The sequence below is a fragment of the Paenibacillus sp. JL3B1040 genome (genome assembly GCF_057063165.1).
The window spans coordinates 2,520,466-2,541,714 of sequence record NZ_CM169317.1; the positions used below are offsets into that span (position 1 = coordinate 2,520,466).

The window sequence follows — 21,249 nt, forward strand, 5'->3', positions numbered from 1 at the left end:
TTCCCCTTTCTTTTTTTAGAAGGTCTCGAAACTTGGGGTGCATAGGAAAGAACGACGCTTGTCATACTAAAGTTACCCATCCTTGTTGGACAACTTCTAAAAAGAAAGGTAGAGCTAAACGTTATGAAGAAAGCAAAGATCTGGTTTGCCTCCGGTTTAGTGCTGCTTTTGTTCGGAATCGGATATGGCGCGAGCGTGCTCCGGCATACGCTTGACGAAGGCAAAGTCAATACCCATAAAGCGCAGCCCGCATTCAGTGAGCAGGTGATTGATTACGGAGCATTCGGCAAAGACGTGTATGAGTTGCAGGGCCGACTTGCTTATCTCGGGTTTTACCACGGCAAGCTGGACAGTTACTTTGGCCCCAAGACCCGTGATGCCCTCAAGTGGTTCCAGTCGGAGTTCGGGATGGAGGCGGACGGCCTGGCCGGCCCCAAAACGAAGTTAAAGCTTTATAACGCCACTAAAAAGTGGAAGCCGGGTATGGAGTATACCCATGCCGGCGGGAATGCAAAACCGCAAACCGGAACGGCGAATAAAACCGGCGGAGGCGGTGGCGGCAACGCTCAACAGGAATCCACGGATCTGTCCGCCTCCAATGCCATGGGGCTGTCGGAGAACGATTTGCGGATTATGGCGAATGCCGTTTACGGAGAATCGCGTGGGGAACCGTTCGAGGGCCAAGTAGCCGTCGCTGCGGTCATCTTGAACCGGGTGAAGTCGCCGAGTTTCCCCAACACCGTATCCGGTGTCATATTTCAGCCCGGAGCATTTACGGCCGTCGCGGACGGACAAATCTGGCTGGAACCCAATGAGCAGGCACGTAAAGCCGTGCAGCAGGCGTTAAACGGCTGGGACCCATCCGGCGGTTGCTTATACTACTTTAACCCCAACACGGCGACATCGAAATGGATCTGGTCGCGTCCGCAGGTCAAGACGATCGGAGAGCACATCTTCTGTATGTAAATAGCTGATTATCGAAGGAGCAGCCGCTTGTCGTCAGGTTGCTTCTTTCCTTTGGATTGGTATAGAATGGAACTGACTTTCTTGTAAAGGAGTTTTGGGTTTGAACAAAACGCGATTTGAGCGCGGCACGGTAGGCCACATTCGGCTGCACGTCTTGCCGACCAACCGATTCAAAACATTTGCCATCTCCCTTTATGCGGGATTGCCGCTGCAAGAGCAAACGGTTACCGCAACGGCCCTCACTCCGTTCGTGCTGCGCCGGGGCACGGAATCCTACCCGGAAACCACGCAGTTCCGCGAGCAGTTGGAGCGTTTGTACGGGGCGGGCTTCGGCTTTGATGTATATAAACGGGGCAACTACCAACTGGTTCAGTTCCGTATGGACACGATCAACGATTCCTTCGTGAAGAGCAGCGAATCGCTCCTCGGCCAAAGCTTTGCTTTTCTCGGCGAAGTCGTGACCAGACCGGCCAAGGAAAACGGTGTCTTCCGCTCGACTTACGTCAACTCGGAACGAGAGTCCGTCCGCAAGAAGCTGGAAGGGATCATTAACGATAAAATTCGTTACGCCGCCGAACGATGCACGGAAGAGATGTTTCGGGACGATCCCTACCGTCTTCACCCGCTAGGGGAACGGAGCGAACTGGACGGGATGACGCCCGAATCGTTGTACGCCTCGTATCAGAGCTGGTTGCAGCAGGCACACCTTGATCTGTACGTGGTTGGGGATACCACATTGGCCGAGGTGGAAGAGCTGGTCGCCAAGCATTTCAGCCTGAGCCGTTCGAATTCGCCGGAATACGAGCCTGAGCAAGTGGATATTCGGGGGGGCGAGGTCCGGACCGTCACAGAAGCTCTCGACGTCAATCAGGGCAAGTTAAATCTGGGCCTCCGCACGCCGATCACCTACGGGGACGACCGTTACGCTTCTTTGTTGCTGTATAACGGCATTCTCGGCAGCTACCCGCATTCCAAGCTGTTCATCAATGTGCGGGAAAAAGAAAGCTTGGCCTACTATGCAGCCTCTCGTTACGACGGCCATAAAGGCATCGTTGGCATTCAATCGGGCATCGAAATCGCCAATTATGAGAAAGCGCTTCGCATTATCGAAGCGCAGTTGGCAAGCATGCGCGCCGGAGAAATCAGCGAACTCGAAATGTCCCAGACGAAGGCGATGATCCGCAACAGCCTGCTGGAAATGCAGGATTCCGCGTTTGAAATGATCGCCTACGATTTTAACCGCGTCTTGTCCGGCAAAGACCGGCCGGCGGAGGAACTGCTTCGCCAGGTCGAGCAGGTTCAGCCGCAGGACGTCGTGGCGGCCGCGGAAACCGTCCAGCTTGATACGATCTACTTTTTGACAGGCCAGAAGGAGGGGTAGGCGAATGGAAACGATACGTTACGATGCTTTACAGGAAACACTGTATCGCGAAACGATGGAGAACGGTCTGCAGGTTTATGTGCTTCCGAAACCGGGCTTCCAGAAAACGTACGCCACGTTCGCGACCAAATACGGCTCGATCGATAATCACTTTCGGGTAGAAGGGCAGGCGGACATTTCCGTCCCGGACGGCATCGCGCATTTTCTGGAGCATAAAATGTTCGAGGAACCGGAGGGGGACATTTTTGCCACCTTCGCTTCCCAAGGCGCTTCGGCCAATGCGTTTACGAGCTTCGATCAGACGGTTTATCTATTCTCCGCGACCGAGAACATTCCGGCAAACCTGGAAACGCTGATCAATTTCGTGCAGCATCCTTACTTTACCGATCAGAACGTCGAGAAGGAAAAGGGCATCATCGGCCAAGAGATCGGCATGTACCGGGATAACCCGGATTGGCGGGTGTATTTCGGCCTGATCGAAGCGATGTACAAAATTCATCCCGTTCACATCGATATTGCCGGCACGGTGGAGTCGATCGGAACGATCACGAAGGAAACGTTGTATACGTGTTACAATGCTTTTTATCACCCAAGCAATATGCTGCTTTTCGTCGTTGGCGGCGTCAATCCCGAGGAAGTGTTCAAGCTGGTGCGCGACAATCAGGCGAAGAAGGATTATAAACCGCAAGGAATGATCGACCGCCTGTTTGACCCGGAACCGCGTGAAGTAGCCGAGAAACGGCGCGAATCCCGCCTGCCGGTGTCGCAGCCGAAATGCTTATTCGGTTTTAAGGAGACCCGGCTGGGCTTGACCGGCGAGGAACTGCTGCGCAGAGATCTTGCCACGAAGTTGGCGCTTGATCTGCTGTTTGGTGCCAGCACGAAGCTGTACCAAAAGCTGTATGACATGGACTTGATCTCCGACAGCTTCGGGCATGAGTATAACAGCAATCCCAATTACGCCTTCTCGGCGATCGGCGGGGATACGAAGGATCCGGACCGGATGTTGGCCGTGATCAAGGAAGAAATCGAAGTCCTGCTGGCCTCCGGATTCCGTCAGGAAGACTTCGAACGGGCGCGCAAGAAGAAAATCGGCGGGTATTTGCGCATGCTGAACTCGCCGGAGAACATCGCCCACGAGTTTACCCGTTACAATTTCCGCGGCGGCGACTTGTTTGCGGTACTTCCGCTTTACGAATCGCTGACGCTGGATGCGATCAATGCCCGGCTGCGCGAGCATATCGATTGGGAGCAACTGGCCGTATCGATCGTGGTGAGCCCGTAAATGGCAATGGATCATGGGATAGGAAAGAACCTTGCGGACATGACCGTCCTTATCACCGGGGCAAGCCGGGGGATCGGCGCCGAGGTAGCGCTGCGGTTTGCCGCGGTGGGCATGAACGTAGTGATACACTATATGAAGTCGCACGAGGCGGCGAACGAAGTCGCCCGCAAATGCCTGGAGCTTGGAGCCAAGGCGTATACGGTCGCGGCCGATTTGCGCAGCAAAGAACAAATCTTGCGGATGATGGAGAGGCTCGAAAATTATGGGCTGCACCCCGATATTCTGGTTAACAACGCGGGCATCTCGCATTATGCGATGCTGTCCGATGTGTCCGAATCGGATTGGGACGACGTCATGAACGTCAATTTAAAAAGCGTGTTTCTTTGCAGCCAGCTGTTTATGCCGTATATGATCGGCCAGCGATTCGGGCGGATTATTAACGTTTCTTCCGTTTGGGGGATCTCCGGTGGCTCTTGCGAGACGGTATATTCGGCAGCCAAAGGCGGCGTTAATGCGTTTACCAAAGCGCTGGCGAAGGAACTGGCCCCCTCCGGCGTCACGGTGAATGCGGTGGCCCCGGGTGCGGTCAAAACCGAGATGCTGGAGCGCTTCGACGAGGAGGAACTCCGTCAGCTTGAGGAGGACATTCCTGCGGGGCGTCTTGCTTCGCCGCAGGAAATCTCGTCGCTCGTGTATTTTCTGGCGTTGCCGGAATCGGGTTATATCACCGGGCAAATCATTAGCCCCAACGGAGGTTGGATTACCTAATCGTCCCTTAGTGCACAGGTTTTGCTGTACGCTGCCGGCTGCAGCCTGCGCATAAAACCCGCGGGAATTTCGCATATTACGACTGTTGATTTTAAATCGCCAAACGAAGGAGGATTTATTCATGTCAACGGTACTCAAAAATTTTGATACATGGAAGAAATTTCTGGGTGAACGCGTCGAGCATGCGGAAAAGGCCGGCTTCAGCGAAGAGGCGATTGCTAAGCTTGCTTACGAAATCGGCGGTTTTCTGGACGACAAAGTCGATCCGCAAAACGAATCCAATCGGGCCCTCAAAGAAATTTGGGATGTCGGTACCGAAGAAGAACGGAAGACCATCGCCCGTTTGATGGTCAAGTTGGCCAAGAAGAACGCATAGTTGGGCCCTTGAAAAGCTCCCGATCCGGGAGCTTTTCACCCATTTTCTCCGGCCGCTTGCCTTTTATTTTCATTTTATTTATCATAAAACACATATGAACATGTTATATCAGTATTGGTAAGAAATGTTTTTGTGAATTGTTTTTGCAAATTAGCAGGAATTAAGACCTATTTTGTCGAATGGTGCATGAGGATATGGAGAAGGTGTCTGGAATGGTAGAGAAACAATGGTATCTGGAATACAAAATACATAAGAATCGACCGGGACTATTGGGGGATATCGCTTCGATGTTAGGGATGCTGGAGATCAATATCCTGACGATCAACGGCGTGGAAGGCAAGACTAGAGGACTACTTCTGGAAACCGACGATGACGGCAAAATCGAACAGGTCAGCCAATTGTTGAATAAGGTGGACAGCATCACGGTGACGGCCTTGCGCAACCCGCGACTGGTCGATCTGCTGGCCGTTCGGCACGGTCGTTATATCGACCGGGATTCCGACGACCGCAAGACGTTTCGGTTTACGCGGGATGAATTGGGGATTCTGGTTGATTTTCTCGGTGAAGTGTTTAAGCGGGAAGGGCATCAAGTCATCGGATTGCGGGGAATGCCCCGCGTCGGCAAGACGGAATCGATTATCGCCGGCAGCGTTTGCGCGATGAAGCGATGGACGTTCGTCTCCTCGACGCTGCTGCGGCAAACGGTTCGCAGTCAATTGTCCGAGAATGAGATGGATCCTCACAATGTGTTTATCATTGACGGTATCATCAGTACGTTACGTTCCAATGAAAAGCATCATCAGCTCCTGCAGGAGTTGATGTCTATGCCTTCGACCAAAGTCATAGAGCATCCGGACGTGTTCGTCAAAGAGTCCGAATACGGTTATGACAATTTTGACATTATTATAGAATTGCGTAACAATCCGGAGGAGCAAATCGTTTACGATACGTTCACGACAATTTATACGGACGATCTATAAGGATTTGCCGCATAGTCTAATCATAGCAGGAGGTGATGGTCGTGTCGGATTTGGGCCAGCAGTTAAGGGAAGCCCGCCTTGCCAGAGGTTTGTCGCTGGATGATGTACAGGAAATGACGAAGATTCGCAAACGATATTTGGAAGCCATCGAAATGGGGGATTACAAGGTTCTCCCAGGGAGCTTCTATGTTCGGGCTTTTATCAAAACGTATGCGGAAACCGTTGGCTTGGACGCGGACGAACTGCTTGCCGAACATCGGCAAAACGTGCCTTCTACGGACCCGGAACCGACGATGGAACCGGTTATCCAAAAACGCCGCAGCCGGCAACACAACGAGCGCAACTCGAAATGGCTGTCCACCACGCTGATGTGGTCGTTTGCCGTGCTGATTTTAATTGTAATTTATATGTATTTCTCGGTTTGGGGCAACAATAACAATGAAGCCGAGGGAAATAAGGAACCGGATCCTACGCCGGTGACCCGGGACGCGAACAAAAACGGAAGCACTACCGGAAACGCGTCGAGTGGCGATACGGTTGGCGGGAACAAGGGTGCGGAGAACGGAACGGGTAACGCAACGGACCCGGGAACGAATAACGGTTCTAACGCCAATACGGGGAATGAGGACAACGCCGGTAATGAAAATCCGGTTAACGATCCCGGTAATCAGCCTGTTGCGGTCGTGCCGGACGGAACGGAAGGCAGCAAGACGAAGTTCAAGATTCAAAACTCCGGAACCCAGCCGGTTCAGGTCGTCATCACGGCTAGCGGAAGAAGCTGGGTTGAGGTGCGTAAAGGCAACGATAAGGGTGAGAAGCTGTATTATGACAACACAAACGAAGGTGACGTGTTGACATATGACATCGGCCCCGAAGGGTTATTCGTTAAATCGGGCAACTCCTCCCAAACTGTGATCACGGTCGCCGGACAGACCATCGATGATGGAAAAACGACGTCCAAGTTTTTATTGAACCTTGACGACGGAACTGGCGGCGGGGTTGGAACAGAAGGTAACGTTACCGACAATGCCGGTACGGGAGAAAACGAAACGACGACAGATGGCGGCGAATAAGCGAAAGCGGCGGGAAGACGATCGCTTATTCGCTTTATAAACAGCGCGGTTGGACCGATCCGGTCAAACCGCGCTGTTTTGGTTGTCATGAGGCGGTGGCGACTGAGAAAACTCGACTTTGCGAATTTTTTTACATATAATTTATTTATGAAAAGATTGGAAACCGAGAAAGGAATGTGACTTATGGCATCGGAAAATTCTTTCGACATCGTTTCAAAAATGGACATGCAGGAATTGACCAACGCAATCGATCAAACGGAACGGGAAATCGCGAACCGTTTCGATTTCAAAGGGAGTAAAAGCGAGCTCAAGCTGGAGAAAGACGTGCTGGTGATCGTATCCGACGACGAGTACAAGCTGGGCGCCGTCATCGACATCCTGCAATCGAAGATGATCAAGCGCGGCTTGCCGATCAAAAATCTCGATTACGGCAAGGTTGAACCGGCCTCGCTCGGCACGGTGCGGCAGCGGATTAACCTGAAGCAAGGGATCGACCAGGAGAACGCTAAGAAAATCAATGTGTTGATCCGCGATTCCAAGCTGAAGGTTAAAAGCCAGATCCAAGGCGATCAAATTCGCGTCACCGGTAAGAGCAGAGACGATTTGCAAGAGATTATGCAGATGCTGCGCAAAGCCGATTTGACGGTGGATTTGCAGTTCACCAATTTTAAATAGAGTGGAAGGGTCTCTTGCGGCGTTATTGACGAGCTGCTGCGGAGGCCATTTTCATATTTTTGACAGCATCGGTTCTGGAATATTATACTTGTAGAGGTTGTTCAATCCTTAGTTTGACGGGAATTTTGGCTTTCAACGATGGGGGAAATGGTTCATGACAGAAAAGGTAAAAATCGTGACGCTCGGCTGCGAGAAAAATCTGGTCGATTCGGAGATCATGTCGGGCCTGATTGAACAGCGGGGCTATTCCTTAGTGGATCATCGCGAAGATGCGACCGTCATTATCGTCAATACCTGCGGATTTATCGATGCGGCCAAGGAAGAGTCGGTCAACACGATTCTGGAGCTCGCCGATCTGAAGGAAAACGGGCGGCTGAAGGCGTTGATCGTTTCCGGGTGTTTGACGCAGCGATATAAGCAGACTTTAATGGAGGAAATGCCGGAGATCGACGGGATTGTCGGGACGGGGGATTTTCACCATATCAACCGGATCGTTGACGAAGCGCTTAAGGGTAAGAAACCGGCGCTGGTCGGTAATCCTGTTTTTAATTATGAGCAGGCGCTGCCGCGCAAGCTGACCACGGCCCGTTACACGACTTACGTGAAAATCGCCGAAGGCTGCGACAACAATTGCACATTTTGCAGCATTCCGATCATGCGCGGGAAGTTCCGGAGCCGCTCGATGGAATCGATCCTGGAAGAAGTGCGGAGCATGGCCGCCCAAGGCGTTAAGGAAATCAGCCTGATCGCGCAGGACTCCACCAATTACGGTACCGATTTGTACGGGGAGTTCAAACTGGCGGAGCTGATGGACCGGGTTACGCTGGTGGACGGCATCGAGTGGGTGCGTCTGCATTATGCTTATCCCGGCTTCTTTACGGACGAGCTGATCGAGAGGATGGCGACCAATCCGAAGATATGCAAGTACGTGGATATGCCGCTGCAGCATAGCGAAGACGCAATTCTGAAGCGTATGCGCCGCCCTGGACGAAACCGCGATATCCGTGAACTCGTCGGCAAGATCCGCGCTCGGATTCCGAACGTTTCGCTGCGCACCTCCCTGATCGTCGGATTTCCAGGGGAAACGCAGGAAGATTTTGAGCGGTTATGCGAGTTCGTGCGTGAAGTGAAGTTCGACCGGCTTGGCGTATTTACTTATTCCAAGGAAGAGGATACGCCGGCGTCGCGATTGCCGGACCAGATCGACGAAGACGTGAAGGAATGGCGGGCCAATACGCTGATGGAGATTCAGCGCGAGGTTGCCAATGCGAACAGCGGCAAGTACATCGGACAGGTGCTGGACGTGCTGATCGAGCGATACGACGGACGCAGCGATGTCTACGTGGGCCGTTCGCAATACGACGCTCCGGAAATTGACGGGGAGGTATTCGTCACGAATTGCCCCGTAGGGCTTGGAGAAATGACCAAGGTGCGGATTACGCATGCTTTTGACTATGACCTATCCGGGGAGGCGGTCCTGTGAATTTGCCCAACCGTATCACATTAACCCGTATTTTTATGATTCCGGTGATGCTGGTCTTCTTGCTGGTGGATGTCGGGTGGCTGTCCCATGAGCTTACGCTCGGGAATTACTCGCTGCCCGTCAATCAATTGATCGCCGCGGTGTTGTTTATCGTTGCGGCCAGCACGGATGGGATCGACGGCTACATCGCCCGCAAACATAACCTCGTCACCAATTTAGGCAAGCTGCTGGATCCGCTCGCTGATAAGCTGCTGGTCGGAACGGTGCTGATCGGCCTCGTGGCATTGGGAAAATGCGATGCCTGGATTGCGGTCATCATCATCGCCCGCGAGTTCGCCGTGACTGGTCTGCGCGAAGTTGCTCTTTTGGAAGGCTCCGTGATCGCGGCCAGCAAATGGGGCAAGGCGAAGACGATTACGCAGATCATCGCCATTTCGGTGTTGCTGCTGAACAATTTTCCGTTCGAATGGCTGTCGTTCCCGTTCGATGATATCGCGATGTGGCTGGCGGCTGTCATCACGTTGTACTCGGGCATCGATTATTTCGTGAAGAATAAAAGCGTGCTTTCTTTTTCCAAAGCTTAAAATGATGGTGTTGGCCGGTAATTTGAAGGAGGCATGCACAAGATGAAAGCGGAAATTATCGCGGTTGGCACGGAGTTGCTGCTCGGCCAAATCGTGAATACCAATGCGCAGTACTTATCGCAGGAGCTTGCCGGGCTGGGGATCGACGTGTATTTTCAAACCGTGGTTGGCGATAACATGAACCGGTTGGCGGAGGCGGTGAGGACGGCGTCGGGCCGTGCGGATGTTCTGATCTTTACCGGCGGGATCGGCCCGACGCAGGACGATCTGACCAAGGAAGCGCTGGCTGGGGTACTGGGCCGGACGCTCTATATCGACCCGGAAGCGCTGGCGAACGTTGAGCGCTTCTTTCAGGGCCGCGGGGTTCCGATGACGGAGAACAACCGGCGCCAGGCGCTGGCCATCGAAGGAGGCACGCCGCTTCCGAACGAAACCGGGCTGGCCGTGGGCAATGCGCTCGCGCAAGACGGCAAATTTTATATTGTGCTGCCCGGCCCGCCAAAAGAAATGAAGCCGATGTTTGAGCATCAAGCGAAGCCGTGGATTCTGGAGCATGTGCTGACCGGGGAGATGCCGATCTATTCGCGAATGTTGAAATTCGCCGGAATCGGCGAATCGGCGCTCGAAACGAAGCTGCTTGATCTCATCCAGGCTCAAAGCGATCCAACGGTTGCGCCTTATGCGAAGGAAGGCGAGGTCACGATTCGCGTGTCCACCAAGGCGGTTAGCGCACAGGACGCGGCGGCGAAGCTGGACGCCATGGAGCGCGAGATCGCCTCACGGCTGTCGGAGCATCTGTACGCGAACGTTGATGAGCCGATCGAGAAAACGATTCTCGACTTGATGGCTGCACGCGACCTGACGCTGAGCGTTGCCGAAAGCTGCACCGGCGGTTTGCTCATGGAGATGTTCACCGCGCTGCCGGGCAGCTCGGCCGTGTTCGCCGGCGGGATCGTGTGCTACTCCAATGAAATGAAGGAGAAGCTGTTGAACGTGCCGCATGATCTGCTGGAAGGCGACGGAGCCCCCGGCGCGGTCAGCGCGGAAACGGCCAAGGTGCTGGCCGAGCAGGTGCGTCTCACTGTCGGTACCGACTTCGGCCTGTCGATCACCGGCGTGGCCGGTCCCGGCCATTCCGAGCGCAAGCCCGTCGGCCTGGTGTACATCGCGATCTCGCGCCGTGGCTTCGACACCGCGGTGTTTGAGCTGAATCTCAAGGGGAACCGCGAGATGATCCGTTTGCGCGCGGCGAAGACGCTGTTGTACCGGTTGTGGAGAGCGCTGCAGGCATAACGGCGTTTGGAGTGCACATTGCATGGGAGCATCCTTTTGGTCATTATCCCTTTCACTCAGGTGTGATGGGTAAGCCTCTCAGCAACACACTAAAGGTAGTGCAATAGGCAGGCTCTTGCGCTTTGGAAGATAATGACATATAATCAAGGCACGGAAGAACCGTAGCAAACTGATTCAGTTGTGCTGCGGTTCTTTTTTGTTGTTGGAGTAACCATGGGAGGGGATGGGGATGAGGATGAGGGCAGCAGCTAAGTAGGTACGTAAGGCCGGGCTAACGTTAGACGAGTTGTGGTGCGAGTGTGATGGGAGGGGACAACGAATTCTGTTCGAATAATCATATATAACGGTGCCCCTTGAGTACAAATTTACTTGATATGTATGAAAACATTCATGGCTTACTAGCCACAACATACATATCTAGATGTAACATAACTCTTCCGCTATGGTGAGCGCATTTCCGAAGGAAACAGCGCCTATGGAGCTGTGTAAAGCGATCCACGCGCCAAAGTGAGCGAATCCCCGTAGGGGAGAGCGTCTTAGGAGCGTCACAGTCACTCCCACGTTCTTCCGGCGCGCAGCCGGGTGCCAACGACGGAAGGAGGCCGGCACCCCTCCAGAGAGGCAGGTCCCCAAGGAGCGCTCAAAGTAAGACTTACCCGAAGGGAGAAAAGCGATCCACGCGCCAAAGTGAGCGAATCCCCGTAGGGGAGAGCATCAAGGGAGCGTCACAGTCACTCCCACGTTCTTCCGGCGCGCAGCCGGGTGCCAACGACGGAAGGAGGCCGGCATCCACCCAAGAGGCAGGTCCCCAAGGAGCGCTCAAAGTAAGACGTACCCGAAGGGGGAAAAGCGATCCACGTGCCAAAGTGAGCGAATCCCCGTAGGGGAGAGCGTCAAGGGAGTATCTCAGTCACTCCAACGTTCTTCCAATTTGCGGGATCCCCAAGGGCAGCGGGCCCTTGGGGGCCCTCCCTTACGGTAAGGGAGGGTTTGGGAGGGTTGAGTTCCAGGTTTGGGACGGTTGAGAACAAATTACGAATGTATGTTCGAAAAAACGCTTGGCAAACATTCCAAAACAAGGTACAATGATATACGTGAGAAGTTACAAATGGACATGAATTATAATGGAATTTATGTTATTCAAGTATCTGTGATTTATATCTAATTTAAGGATGTGAGCTGATTGTCAGATCGTAAAGCAGCGCTGGAGATGGCGCTTCGCCAAATAGAAAAGCAATTCGGTAAAGGTTCGATCATGAAGCTGGGAGAATCGACGCACATGCAGGTGGAGATCGTTCCGAGCGGATCGATCGCCCTGGATATCGCCCTCGGTACCGGAGGACTTCCCCGCGGGCGGATCATCGAAGTCTACGGGCCGGAGTCTTCCGGTAAAACGACGGTCGCGCTGCACGCGATTGCCGAGGTTCAGAAGATCGGCGGACAAGCTGCCTTCATCGACGCCGAGCATGCGCTCGACCCGTCTTACGCCAGCAAGCTGGGCGTGAACATCGACGAATTGCTGCTGTCCCAGCCGGATACGGGGGAACAAGCGCTGGAGATCGCCGAAGCGCTCGTTCGCAGCGGCGCGGTGGATATTATCGTCATTGACTCCGTTGCGGCATTGGTACCTAAAGCGGAGATTGAAGGCGAGATGGGGGATTCGCACGTCGGCTTGCAGGCCCGTCTGATGTCGCAGGCGCTGCGGAAGTTGTCGGGGGCGATCAGCAAGTCGAAGACGATCGCCATCTTTATCAACCAGCTGCGCGAGAAAGTCGGCGTGATGTTCGGTAATCCGGAAACGACGCCAGGCGGACGTGCGCTGAAGTTCTATTCGACGGTTCGTTTGGACGTTCGCCGCGTCGAGACAATCAAGATGGGCAACGATATGGTGGGCAACCGGACGCGGGTCAAGGTTGTGAAGAACAAGGTTGCTCCCCCTTTTAAACAAGCTGAAATCGACATTATGTATGGAGAAGGCATTTCCAAAGAAGGCAGCCTTATCGACATCGGAACGGAGCTGGATATCGTAGACAAGAGCGGTGCTTGGTATTCGTATGCTGGCGAACGCCTTGGACAAGGTCGCGAGAACGCGAAGCAGTTCTTGAAAGAACATCCGGAAATCGCGAATACGATCGAGGCGAAAATCCGGGAAGCCAGCAATCTGACCACGTCGGTTGCCCCCGCTTCCGCCAGCGATTTGGAAGCGGAGCTTGAGGAAGAACAAGCGCTGTTCGGAGATGAATAAGCTCTTTAAGCCGTAGCCATCAAGCGCTCTGACCGCCGGCATTTCGCCGGGTCAGGGCGCTTTTGCGGTACTTGGGGAATTATATTGAAAGCTTAAGTTAGAACCGGAGGGATATGATGTGAGTACATGGGGACGATCGCGGGGAAAATCCGCGGGAAGAGGAGCCGGATCTACCTCTGGCGAACGGAGAGCGGACGAAATCGTAGACATTTCCGACGAGTCGTACTGGGAACCGCGGCCGCGAAGTGCCGGCCGGGATCAGGAGGGTGGGAAAACGGAAGAAACCGCAGGTTTGGACGCCTTCCCCGAGGACGTGGAGCTGGCGATTACGTCCGTATTGATGCTGAAACGGCCGAAGCATCGCTATCGGATCTCTTTTGGCGTATATACACTGGAGGTTCATGAGGATGTGATGATCAAATACCGCATGATCAAAGGCGCGGTATTCACCAAAGCGGAGCTGGAAGAAATCGTATCGGCCGACGAGCGTCAACAGGGATATGCCGACGCGCTGAAGTTTTTGAGCTTGAAGCCGCGAACGGCTTATGAAATATCGCATCGTTTAGGAGAAAAAGGCTGGGGCGAGGAGACGATTCAGGACGTACTGGGCCGTTTGCAATCGGAAGGGTACGTCGATGACGCCGCTTACGCCCAGGAATGGGCTTCTCAACGCGTTAGACTACGCGGGAAGGGGAAGCTGTGGGTTAAGCATGAATTGCGCCAGAAAGGCGTGTCCAAGTCGCTGATCGAGGAGGCGCTCGGCGAAGTCAGCGAAGACGACGAGTTTGAGAGCGCTCTTCAGTTGGGGTTAAAGAAATGGCAGGCAACCACGGGAGAGCCGCTTGACCGTAAGCGCAAGACCGGAGCATTTTTGCAGCGCCGCGGGTTTAGCGGTAGCGTCGTGTCCCGGGTCATGCGCGAACTCGCAAACCGGGAGCAGATGCATGGAATGGACGATTGGGACGAAGAATAAGAGGACGGGAGGGAACTCCTGTCATTTGCTTGACAATATCTTTTGTCAAATAATAAAATGAACATGAATCCATATCGTGAAAGGCCCTTTTTTTCCTTCCAAAATTATGGGTCTGAGGGTGGGGTTTATGTTCTCCAATCATGAAGGCAAAGCGCCTCTCGCCTTGTGATGGGGGAAGGGTCATGCTTTACAGCATGAACTGCTGAACTGAATGGGCAAGTCATGAATTCTTTGTATGAATGATGAACCTAAGAAACGAAAAGTAACTACAACTGCAAACATCCCAAGGAATGCCTTGGAGGAAACAACGGGGAGGTGAACAGATGCCATCAGTAATCTGGATCGTTCTCGTTGCAGCCGCTTTATTCTTTGGGTTCGTGATCGGGTATTTTATTCGCAAGTCTCTTGCCGAAGCTAAAATTTCCAGTGCAGAGCACGCGGCCAGCCAAATCTTGGAGACTGCCAAGAAGGACGCGGAAGCACTGAAAAAGGAAACGGTTCTGGAAGCCAAGGACGAAGTCCACAAGCTGAGAACCGAAGCTGATAAAGACATTCGTGAACGTCGGAATGAAATACAACGACAAGAAAGACGATTGTTGCAAAAAGAAGAGTCGCTGGATAAAAAATTGGAATCGCTTGAACGTAAAGAAGAGCAAGTGGTCAGCAAAGAGAAACGGATCGAAGAAACGCAGCAGCAAATCGACCTGATTTATAAAAGTCAGGTTCAGGAATTGGAGCGGATTTCCAACCTTACGATGGAAGATGCCCGTGCGATCATTTTGAACAATGTGGAGCAGGAAGTTCGCCATGAAACCGCGCAGATGATTAAGGACATTGAACAGCAGGCGAAGGAAGAAGCGGATAAGAAATCCCGCGAGATCATTACGCTGGCCATTCAACGTTGCGCTGCCGATCATGTGGCGGAAACGACGGTTTCCGTCGTAACGCTGCCGAACGAAGAGATGAAAGGACGGATCATCGGCCGGGAAGGCCGGAATATCCGGGCGCTCGAAACCTTGACCGGGATCGATCTGATTATCGACGATACGCCGGAAGCGGTGATCTTGTCGGGCTTCGACCCGATTCGCCGCGAAATTGCCCGCACCGCTTTGGAGAAGTTGGTGGCGGACGGACGGATTCATCCGGCACGGATCGAAGAAATGGTCGAGAAATCCCGCCGGGATGTGGACGAACGCATTCGCGAATATGGCGAACAGGCTACATTCGAAGTGGGCGTTCATGCGTTGCATCCGGATTTGATCAAGATTTTGGGACGTCTCAAGTTCCGGACAAGCTACGGTCAAAACGTACTGAAGCACTCGATGGAAGTCGCTTACCTGGCCGGATTGATGGCCGGAGAGCTGGGCGAAGACATCGCTCTTGCCAAACGCGCAGGTTTGCTGCACGATATCGGTAAAGCGCTTGATCATGAAGTGGAAGGGTCTCATGTCGAAATCGGCGTGGAGCTGGCTAAGAAGTATAAAGAACATCCGGTGGTTATCAACAGCATTGCCTCTCATCACGGCGATTGCGAGGCCACCTCTGTCATCGCCATGCTGGTTGGCGCAGCCGATGCTTTGTCGGCGGCAAGACCAGGCGCGCGTCGGGAAACGCTCGAAACCTACATTCGCCGGTTGGAGAAGCTCGAGGAAATTTCCGAGTCGTTCGAGGGCGTCGAGAAATCGTTTGCCATTCAGGCGGGCCGCGAGGTGCGCGTAATGGTGCAGCCGGATAAAATCGACGACGCGGAAGCATTCCGCTTGGCGCGAGACATTACCAAGACGATTGAGAGTGAACTCGATTATCCGGGTCATATCAAAGTGACCGTCATCCGCGAGACGCGGGCGGTTGAATACGCCAAGTAAAGGTTATGCTGAAAAGTGGCCCCTCGCGGGCCGCTTTTTCATTGCCTGAACGACCCTGGCTCCGCAAAGGGCTTAAGGTCAATAGTCAGAGGAGGGAACCAGCATTAAAGTTCTGTTTATTGGAGATATCGTCGGGAATACGGGCCGCAAAGCGCTGAAAGCCACGCTGCCCCATTTAAAATCGAAATACAATCCGCAGATTATTATCGCCAACGGGGAAAATGCGGCTGCGGGGCGGGGGATCAACGCCAATATCGCCAAAGAGTTTTTCGAGCAAGGCATTCATGGCTTAACGATGGGCAATCATACATGGGACAATAAGGAAATCTTCGACTTCATCGATGACGAGCCGCGGATGGTCCGTCCGGCCAATTTTCCGCCGGGCACGCCGGGACTGGGACATACGGTGATCAAAGCAGGCGGCAAGGAGCTGGCCTTGGTCAATTTGATGGGCCGCACTTTCCTGCCGGCGATCGACGATCCCTTCCGGGCGGCCGATGAGATCATTGGCCAACTGTCCAAGAAGCATAAGTGCATCCTGGTGGACTTCCATGCCGAAGCGACATCCGAGAAAATCGCCATGGGCTGGCACTTGGACGGCCGCGCTTCGATCGTAGTGGGGACGCATACCCATGTACAGAGCAACGACGATACGATTCTGCCGCAGGGTACGGCTTATATTACCGACACCGGCATGGTCGGCTCTCGCGAAGGCGTTCTGGGCATGGAGCGGACGGCGGTGCTCCGCAAGTTTACGACCCAGCTTCCCGTGCGCTTTCAAGTCTGTGAAGGAAAATGGCATTTCCACGCGGTGATCGTCGATGTGGACGAGACGACGGGGAAAGCGAATAAAATTCAAAAAATCCGGTTGCTGGAGGACGAGTGGCTGATGGATTAGGGAACCGCAACCGCTCCCGAGTCGATGTCGCAAAACAATCCGAAAAGTCCGTAGGATCAAGGCCTCCCGAAACTTCTCCTCCGGGAAAAAGAAGGAATATCCCGAATTCTCACGAATATCTTCTAAGTAGTGGAATCCAACGAATATTCCCAGGGAGGTACTAACCATGGAAGTATTAAAGGTTTCAGCAAAATCCAACCCCAACTCCGTTGCCGGCGCGTTGGCCGGCGTACTCAGAGAACGTGGCGCTGCTGAACTTCAGGCCATTGGGGCAGGGGCTCTAAACCAAGCCATTAAAGCCGTAGCGATCGCCCGGGGATTCGTCGCGCCAAGCGGCGTCGACTTGATTTGCATTCCAGCCTTTACCGACATCGTAATCGATGGCGAGGATCGTACCGCGATAAAACTGATCGTAGAACCGAGATAACGTTTCAATAGAAATCACGCCTGTTTACCTCTGTAGACAGGCTTTTTTGTTTTTTCGGCAAACCCCCTATACGAAGGAGGATGGCTCATGAAGTTGCCAATTATCGATTTTCATTGCGACGCATTAAGCAAACTGCAACTGGATCCCAAGCTGGACTTTGCCCGGGATCGCCGTTTGGACGTAAATCTTCGCCGTTTGGAGGAAGGCGGAGTGAAGCTGCAGACGTTCGCGATATTTCTGTCGGAGCGGCTGGGTCCCCCGAAAATGGAACATATCCTGGGACAAATCGATTTGTACCGGGAGCGGGTTCAATCGCTTGGCGTACTTCCCGTTCAATCGACGGAAGATCTGGAAGCCCTGGAGCAAGGGAAGGCTATCGGAGGGCTGTTATCGCTGGAAGGGGCGGACGGGCTGGAAGGCAACCTGCACGATGTTCGCATATGCTATGAGAAAGGCGTCCGATTTCTCGGATTGACCTGGAATTATGCCAACTGGGCCGCCGACGGGATTCTGGAGCCCCGAAACGGCGGGTTCACCCCGGCCGGTCTGGAGCTCCTCAAGTTATGCCATGAGCTCGGGATCATTCTGGATGTCTCGCATTTATCGGTCAAAGGATTTTGGGAGCTGCAGGAGCTTGCGGAGGCAGCCGGCAAGCCGTTTATCGCCTCCCATTCCAACGCCTATCAAGTATGCCCGCATGCGCGGAACCTTCGCGACGATCAGATTCAGGCCATCGTCAAGCTCGGCGGACGAATCGGGCTAACCTTCGTACCGTGGTTTGTCAAAGAAGGGCGAAGCGCCTCCAGCCGCGATTTACTGCCGCATATTGAGCGGATTTGTTCATTGGGGGGAGCGGCAAACCTCATGTTCGGATCCGACTTCGATGGGATCGAAACCCATTTAACCGACCTTCGGCATGCGGGACATTACGCGAAGTGGCAGGAGAGCTTACTGAAATATTACCCGGAAGAGCTTGTCCGCGGATGGTTGTACGGCAATGCCGCCGCGTTCCTGCGCGATTGGTTGCCTTCTCATAAGTAAGCGCTTTAATTCATCCAATTGCGAGAACGAATTGATCGAAAACTACTATATGAAAAAAGGCTAGAAAACGCTTGCTTTTTACCAAGTTGAGACATAAAATTGACATGACTCTGAAACAGAATGTTCACAAACAATGGGTCGAAATGTGACCTCTTGCACGTCGACATTCGAACTGTATTATAATTCTATTTTTCCATTGCGATACGATTAAAGGGGTGGGCGATCTTGATTAGTCAATTGTCTTGGAAGATCGGTGGTCAGCAGGGAGAGGGCGTTGAAAGTACCGACCGGATTTTTTCGACGGCTTTAAACCGGCTGGGATATTATTTGTACGGGTACCGGCATTTCTCCTCCCGTATTAAAGGCGGTCATACGAATAACAAAATCCGGATCAGTACCAAGCCGATTCGCGCGATTTCCGACGACTTGGACATTTTAGTCGCTTTTGACCAAGAAAGTATCGATTTGAATGCGCAGGAGCTGCGCAGCGGCGGAGTGATCGTGGCGGATGCCAAGTTTAATCCGACGGTGCCGGAGGGCGTCGATGCCCGTTTGTTTCCGGTCCCGATTACCAGTATCGCCGAAGAGCTCGGGACTTCGCTGATGAAGAACATGGTGGCTTCCGGCGCATCCTGGGCGCTGCTCGGTCTTCCGCTTGAGGTGTTCAATAAAGCGGTGGAAGAGGAGTTCGGCCGCAAAGGGCCTGCAATTGTAGAGAAGAATATCGAAGCGGTCAAACGGGGCGCGGATTTTGTGCTCGAGCTCGCCGGTGGTCCTCTGGACGAATTCAAGCTGGAGCCGGCCGACGGCAAGGAAAAGCTGTTCATGATCGGCAACGATGCCATTGCCTTGGGGGCCGTGGCTGCAGGCTGTCGAATTATGAGCGCATACCCGATTACGCCAGCTTCCGAAATTATGGAATATTTAATAAAGAAATTGCCGAAGTTTGGCGGTACGGTTGTGCAAACCGAAGACGAGATCGCCGCAATTACGATGGCGATCGGCTCGAGTTATGCGGGGGTACGTACAATGACGGCATCGGCAGGGCCCGGCTTGTCCCTGATGATGGAAGCGATCGGCCTAGCTGGCATGACCGAAACGCCGGTTGTGATCGTCGATACGCAGCGCGGCGGTCCAAGTACGGGGTTGCCGACGAAACAGGAACAGAGCGATATCAATGCGCTGATCTACGGAACACATGGAGAAATTCCGAAAATCGTGATCGCGCCAAGCTCGATTGAGGAATGTTTCTATGATACGGTGGAGGCTTTTAATCTGGCCGATAAATATCAGGTGCCGGTGATCATCGCGACGGATTTGCAGTTATCCCTCGGCAAACAGTCCTGCGAAATGCTCGATTACAGCAAAGTATCGATCGATCGGGGCTATCTCGTGAAGGATATTCCGGATCGCGACGATTCGAGCATGTTCAATCGTTATGCCTTTACGGAGAACGGCATCTCCCCGCGGGTGCTGCCGGGCGAGAAGAACGGCATCCACCATGTGACCGGCGTCGAGCATGACGAATCCGGACGTCCGTCGGAAAGTCCGGTCAACCGGAAGAAGATGATGGATAAACGTCTGCGGAAGCTGGCCCAGCTCGAAGTAACCCATCCGATTCACCTGCAAGCGCCGCATGCCGAACCGGACCTGCTTATCATCGGCATGGGTTCGACGGGCGGTACCATTGATCAAGCCCGTGTGCACCTGTCCGAGGATGGGGTAAAGACGAACCACATGACTGTTCGCTTAATGCATCCGTTTCCAACGGAGCAAGTGCTGCCGCAAATCGCGAAGGCGAAAAAGGTGGTCGTTCTGGAGAACAACGCTACCGGCCAATTGGCGAATTTGATCAAACAAAACGTCGGCTACCACGACAAGATTGTGAACGTGTTGAAATATAACGGCAATCCGTTCCTTCCATCGGAAGTCTACGAAGAGTGCAAAAAGGCAGCCGGGAATAAAGCGCAGGAGGAGTTGGTGAAAAATGGCAACGTTTAAAGAGTTCCGTAACAACGTTAAACCTAACTGGTGTCCGGGCTGCGGCGATTTCTCCATTCAAGCCGCTATCCAACGCGCCGCGGCGAATGTCGGTCTTGAACCGGAGCAGCTTGCCGTCATTTCCGGGATCGGCTGCTCCGGCCGGATTTCCGGATACATCAACGCTTACGGACTGCACGGGATTCATGGCCGCGCGTTGCCGATTGCCCAAGGCGTGAAGCTGGCCAACCGCGATCTGACGGTGATCGCATCCGGCGGGGACGGCGACGGTTTCGCGATCGGGATGGGCCACACGGTGCACGCGATTCGCCGCAATATCAACATCACCTACATTGTCATGGATAATCAGATTTACGGGTTGACCAAAGGGCAAACTTCCCCGCGCAGCGGCGAAGGCTTCAAAACGAAGAGCACGCCGGAAGGTTCGGTGGAGTCGACGTTATCCCCGCTTGAAATCGCTTTGGCGTCCGGCGCCACCTTCGTGGCCCAGTCGTTCTCCAGCGATTTGAAGCAACTCACGTCCCTGATCGAGCAAGGGATCCAGCATGAAGGCTTCTCCTTGATTAACGTGTTCAGTCCATGCGTCACCTTCAACAAGGTGAACACGTACGACTGGTTTAAAGAGAATATCATCAATCTGGAGACCGTTCCGGATTACAATCCGAGCAACCGGGCGATGGCCATGGCCAAGCTGATGGAGACGAACAGCATGATTACCGGGCTGATCTACCAGAACAAAGAGAAGAAGAGTTACGAGGATCTTGTGCACGGTTTTAAGCAGGAACCGCTGGCGTATCAACCGTTGGCGTTGTCCGAAAGCGAGTTTGACAATCTTGTAGCAGAATTTAAATAATGGGATCAAAGGCGTCCATTTCCGGTGGACGTCTTTTCCTTTTTTTCATCATTAGGTGTATAATAAATAACGATGTGAATCG

19 protein-coding genes are annotated in these 21,249 nt (G+C 53.4%); all 19 read left to right on the top strand.

Annotated elements, in window-relative coordinates; translation table 11 throughout:
* Window positions 1-123 precede the first annotated feature (123 nt).
* The 19 genes from sleB (at window position 124) to ACZF99_RS11355 (ending at window position 21,167) form a co-directional block, all read left to right on the top strand.
* Window positions 124-966 (top strand): spore cortex-lytic enzyme, encoded by an 843-nt coding sequence (gene sleB, locus ACZF99_RS11265; RefSeq protein WP_483611784.1) that lies wholly within the window; start codon window positions 124-126, stop codon window positions 964-966.
* 100 nt (window positions 967-1,066) lie between these two features.
* Window positions 1,067-2,347: an EF-P 5-aminopentanol modification-associated protein YfmF gene (gene yfmF, locus ACZF99_RS11270; RefSeq protein ID WP_483611786.1), complete on the top strand. Its 1,281-nt coding sequence runs from the start codon at window positions 1,067-1,069 to the stop codon at window positions 2,345-2,347.
* A gap of 4 nt (window positions 2,348-2,351) precedes the next feature.
* Window positions 2,352-3,632: an EF-P 5-aminopentanol modification-associated protein YfmH gene (gene yfmH / locus ACZF99_RS11275; protein ID WP_483611788.1), complete on the top strand. Its 1,281-nt coding sequence runs from the start codon at window positions 2,352-2,354 to the stop codon at window positions 3,630-3,632.
* Entirely contained in the window at window positions 3,633-4,400 is a 768-nt protein-coding gene (gene ymfI / locus ACZF99_RS11280) for an elongation factor P 5-aminopentanone reductase (RefSeq protein ID WP_483611790.1), read from the top strand.
* Window positions 4,401-4,521: 121 nt separating this feature from the next.
* Complete coding sequence (locus tag ACZF99_RS11285; protein WP_483611792.1) at window positions 4,522-4,776, top strand: DUF3243 domain-containing protein; 255 nt, start codon at window positions 4,522-4,524, stop codon at window positions 4,774-4,776.
* 212 nt (window positions 4,777-4,988) lie between these two features.
* Window positions 4,989-5,756, top strand: coding sequence for a DUF3388 domain-containing protein (locus tag ACZF99_RS11290; protein WP_483611794.1), 768 nt, complete (start codon window positions 4,989-4,991; stop codon window positions 5,754-5,756).
* Window positions 5,757-5,797: 41 nt separating this feature from the next.
* Window positions 5,798-6,829, top strand: a complete 1,032-nt coding sequence (locus ACZF99_RS11295; protein ID WP_483611796.1) for a helix-turn-helix domain-containing protein — start codon at window positions 5,798-5,800, stop codon at window positions 6,827-6,829.
* Between the two features lie 183 nt (window positions 6,830-7,012).
* Window positions 7,013-7,504, top strand: a complete 492-nt coding sequence (locus ACZF99_RS11300; protein ID WP_483611798.1) for a YajQ family cyclic di-GMP-binding protein — start codon at window positions 7,013-7,015, stop codon at window positions 7,502-7,504.
* Window positions 7,505-7,658: 154 nt separating this feature from the next.
* Window positions 7,659-8,987 carry a 30S ribosomal protein S12 methylthiotransferase RimO gene (gene rimO, locus ACZF99_RS11305; protein ID WP_483611800.1) on the top strand — a complete coding sequence of 443 codons (1,329 nt, stop codon included), beginning with the start codon at window positions 7,659-7,661 and terminating at the stop codon, window positions 8,985-8,987.
* On the top strand, window positions 8,984-9,571 hold the full coding sequence (gene pgsA / locus ACZF99_RS11310; protein ID WP_483611802.1) for a CDP-diacylglycerol--glycerol-3-phosphate 3-phosphatidyltransferase: 588 nt from the start codon (window positions 8,984-8,986) through the stop codon (window positions 9,569-9,571). The genes rimO and pgsA overlap by 4 nt, the downstream gene beginning before the upstream one ends.
* 42 nt (window positions 9,572-9,613) lie before the next feature.
* Window positions 9,614-10,864 (top strand): competence/damage-inducible protein A, encoded by a 1,251-nt coding sequence (locus tag ACZF99_RS11315; RefSeq protein ID WP_483611804.1) that lies wholly within the window; start codon window positions 9,614-9,616, stop codon window positions 10,862-10,864.
* 1,183 nt (window positions 10,865-12,047) lie between these two features.
* Window positions 12,048-13,109 (top strand): recombinase RecA, encoded by a 1,062-nt coding sequence (gene recA, locus ACZF99_RS11320; RefSeq protein ID WP_068785980.1) that lies wholly within the window; start codon window positions 12,048-12,050, stop codon window positions 13,107-13,109.
* A 118-nt stretch (window positions 13,110-13,227) separates the two neighbouring features.
* The gene (locus ACZF99_RS11325) at window positions 13,228-14,082 is read left to right on the top strand and encodes a regulatory protein RecX (RefSeq protein ID WP_483611806.1); all 855 of its coding nucleotides are present in this window, start codon (window positions 13,228-13,230) and stop codon (window positions 14,080-14,082) included.
* A gap of 323 nt (window positions 14,083-14,405) precedes the next feature.
* Window positions 14,406-15,947 (top strand): ribonuclease Y, encoded by a 1,542-nt coding sequence (gene rny, locus ACZF99_RS11330; RefSeq protein WP_483611808.1) that lies wholly within the window; start codon window positions 14,406-14,408, stop codon window positions 15,945-15,947.
* 103 nt (window positions 15,948-16,050) lie between these two features.
* Window positions 16,051-16,845, top strand: coding sequence for a TIGR00282 family metallophosphoesterase (locus ACZF99_RS11335; protein ID WP_483612665.1), 795 nt, complete (start codon window positions 16,051-16,053; stop codon window positions 16,843-16,845).
* A 166-nt stretch (window positions 16,846-17,011) separates the two neighbouring features.
* Window positions 17,012-17,272 (top strand): stage V sporulation protein S, encoded by a 261-nt coding sequence (locus tag ACZF99_RS11340; RefSeq protein WP_006286829.1) that lies wholly within the window; start codon window positions 17,012-17,014, stop codon window positions 17,270-17,272.
* 87 nt (window positions 17,273-17,359) lie between these two features.
* Complete coding sequence (locus ACZF99_RS11345) at window positions 17,360-18,313, top strand: dipeptidase (protein ID WP_483611814.1); 954 nt, start codon at window positions 17,360-17,362, stop codon at window positions 18,311-18,313.
* 225 nt (window positions 18,314-18,538) lie between these two features.
* Window positions 18,539-20,314, top strand: coding sequence for a 2-oxoacid:acceptor oxidoreductase subunit alpha (locus tag ACZF99_RS11350; RefSeq protein WP_483611816.1), 1,776 nt, complete (start codon window positions 18,539-18,541; stop codon window positions 20,312-20,314).
* Entirely contained in the window at window positions 20,301-21,167 is an 867-nt protein-coding gene (locus tag ACZF99_RS11355; RefSeq protein ID WP_483611818.1) for a 2-oxoacid:ferredoxin oxidoreductase subunit beta, read from the top strand. Before ACZF99_RS11350 ends, ACZF99_RS11355 begins: the two co-directional genes overlap by 14 nt.
* Window positions 21,168-21,249 lie beyond the last annotated feature (82 nt).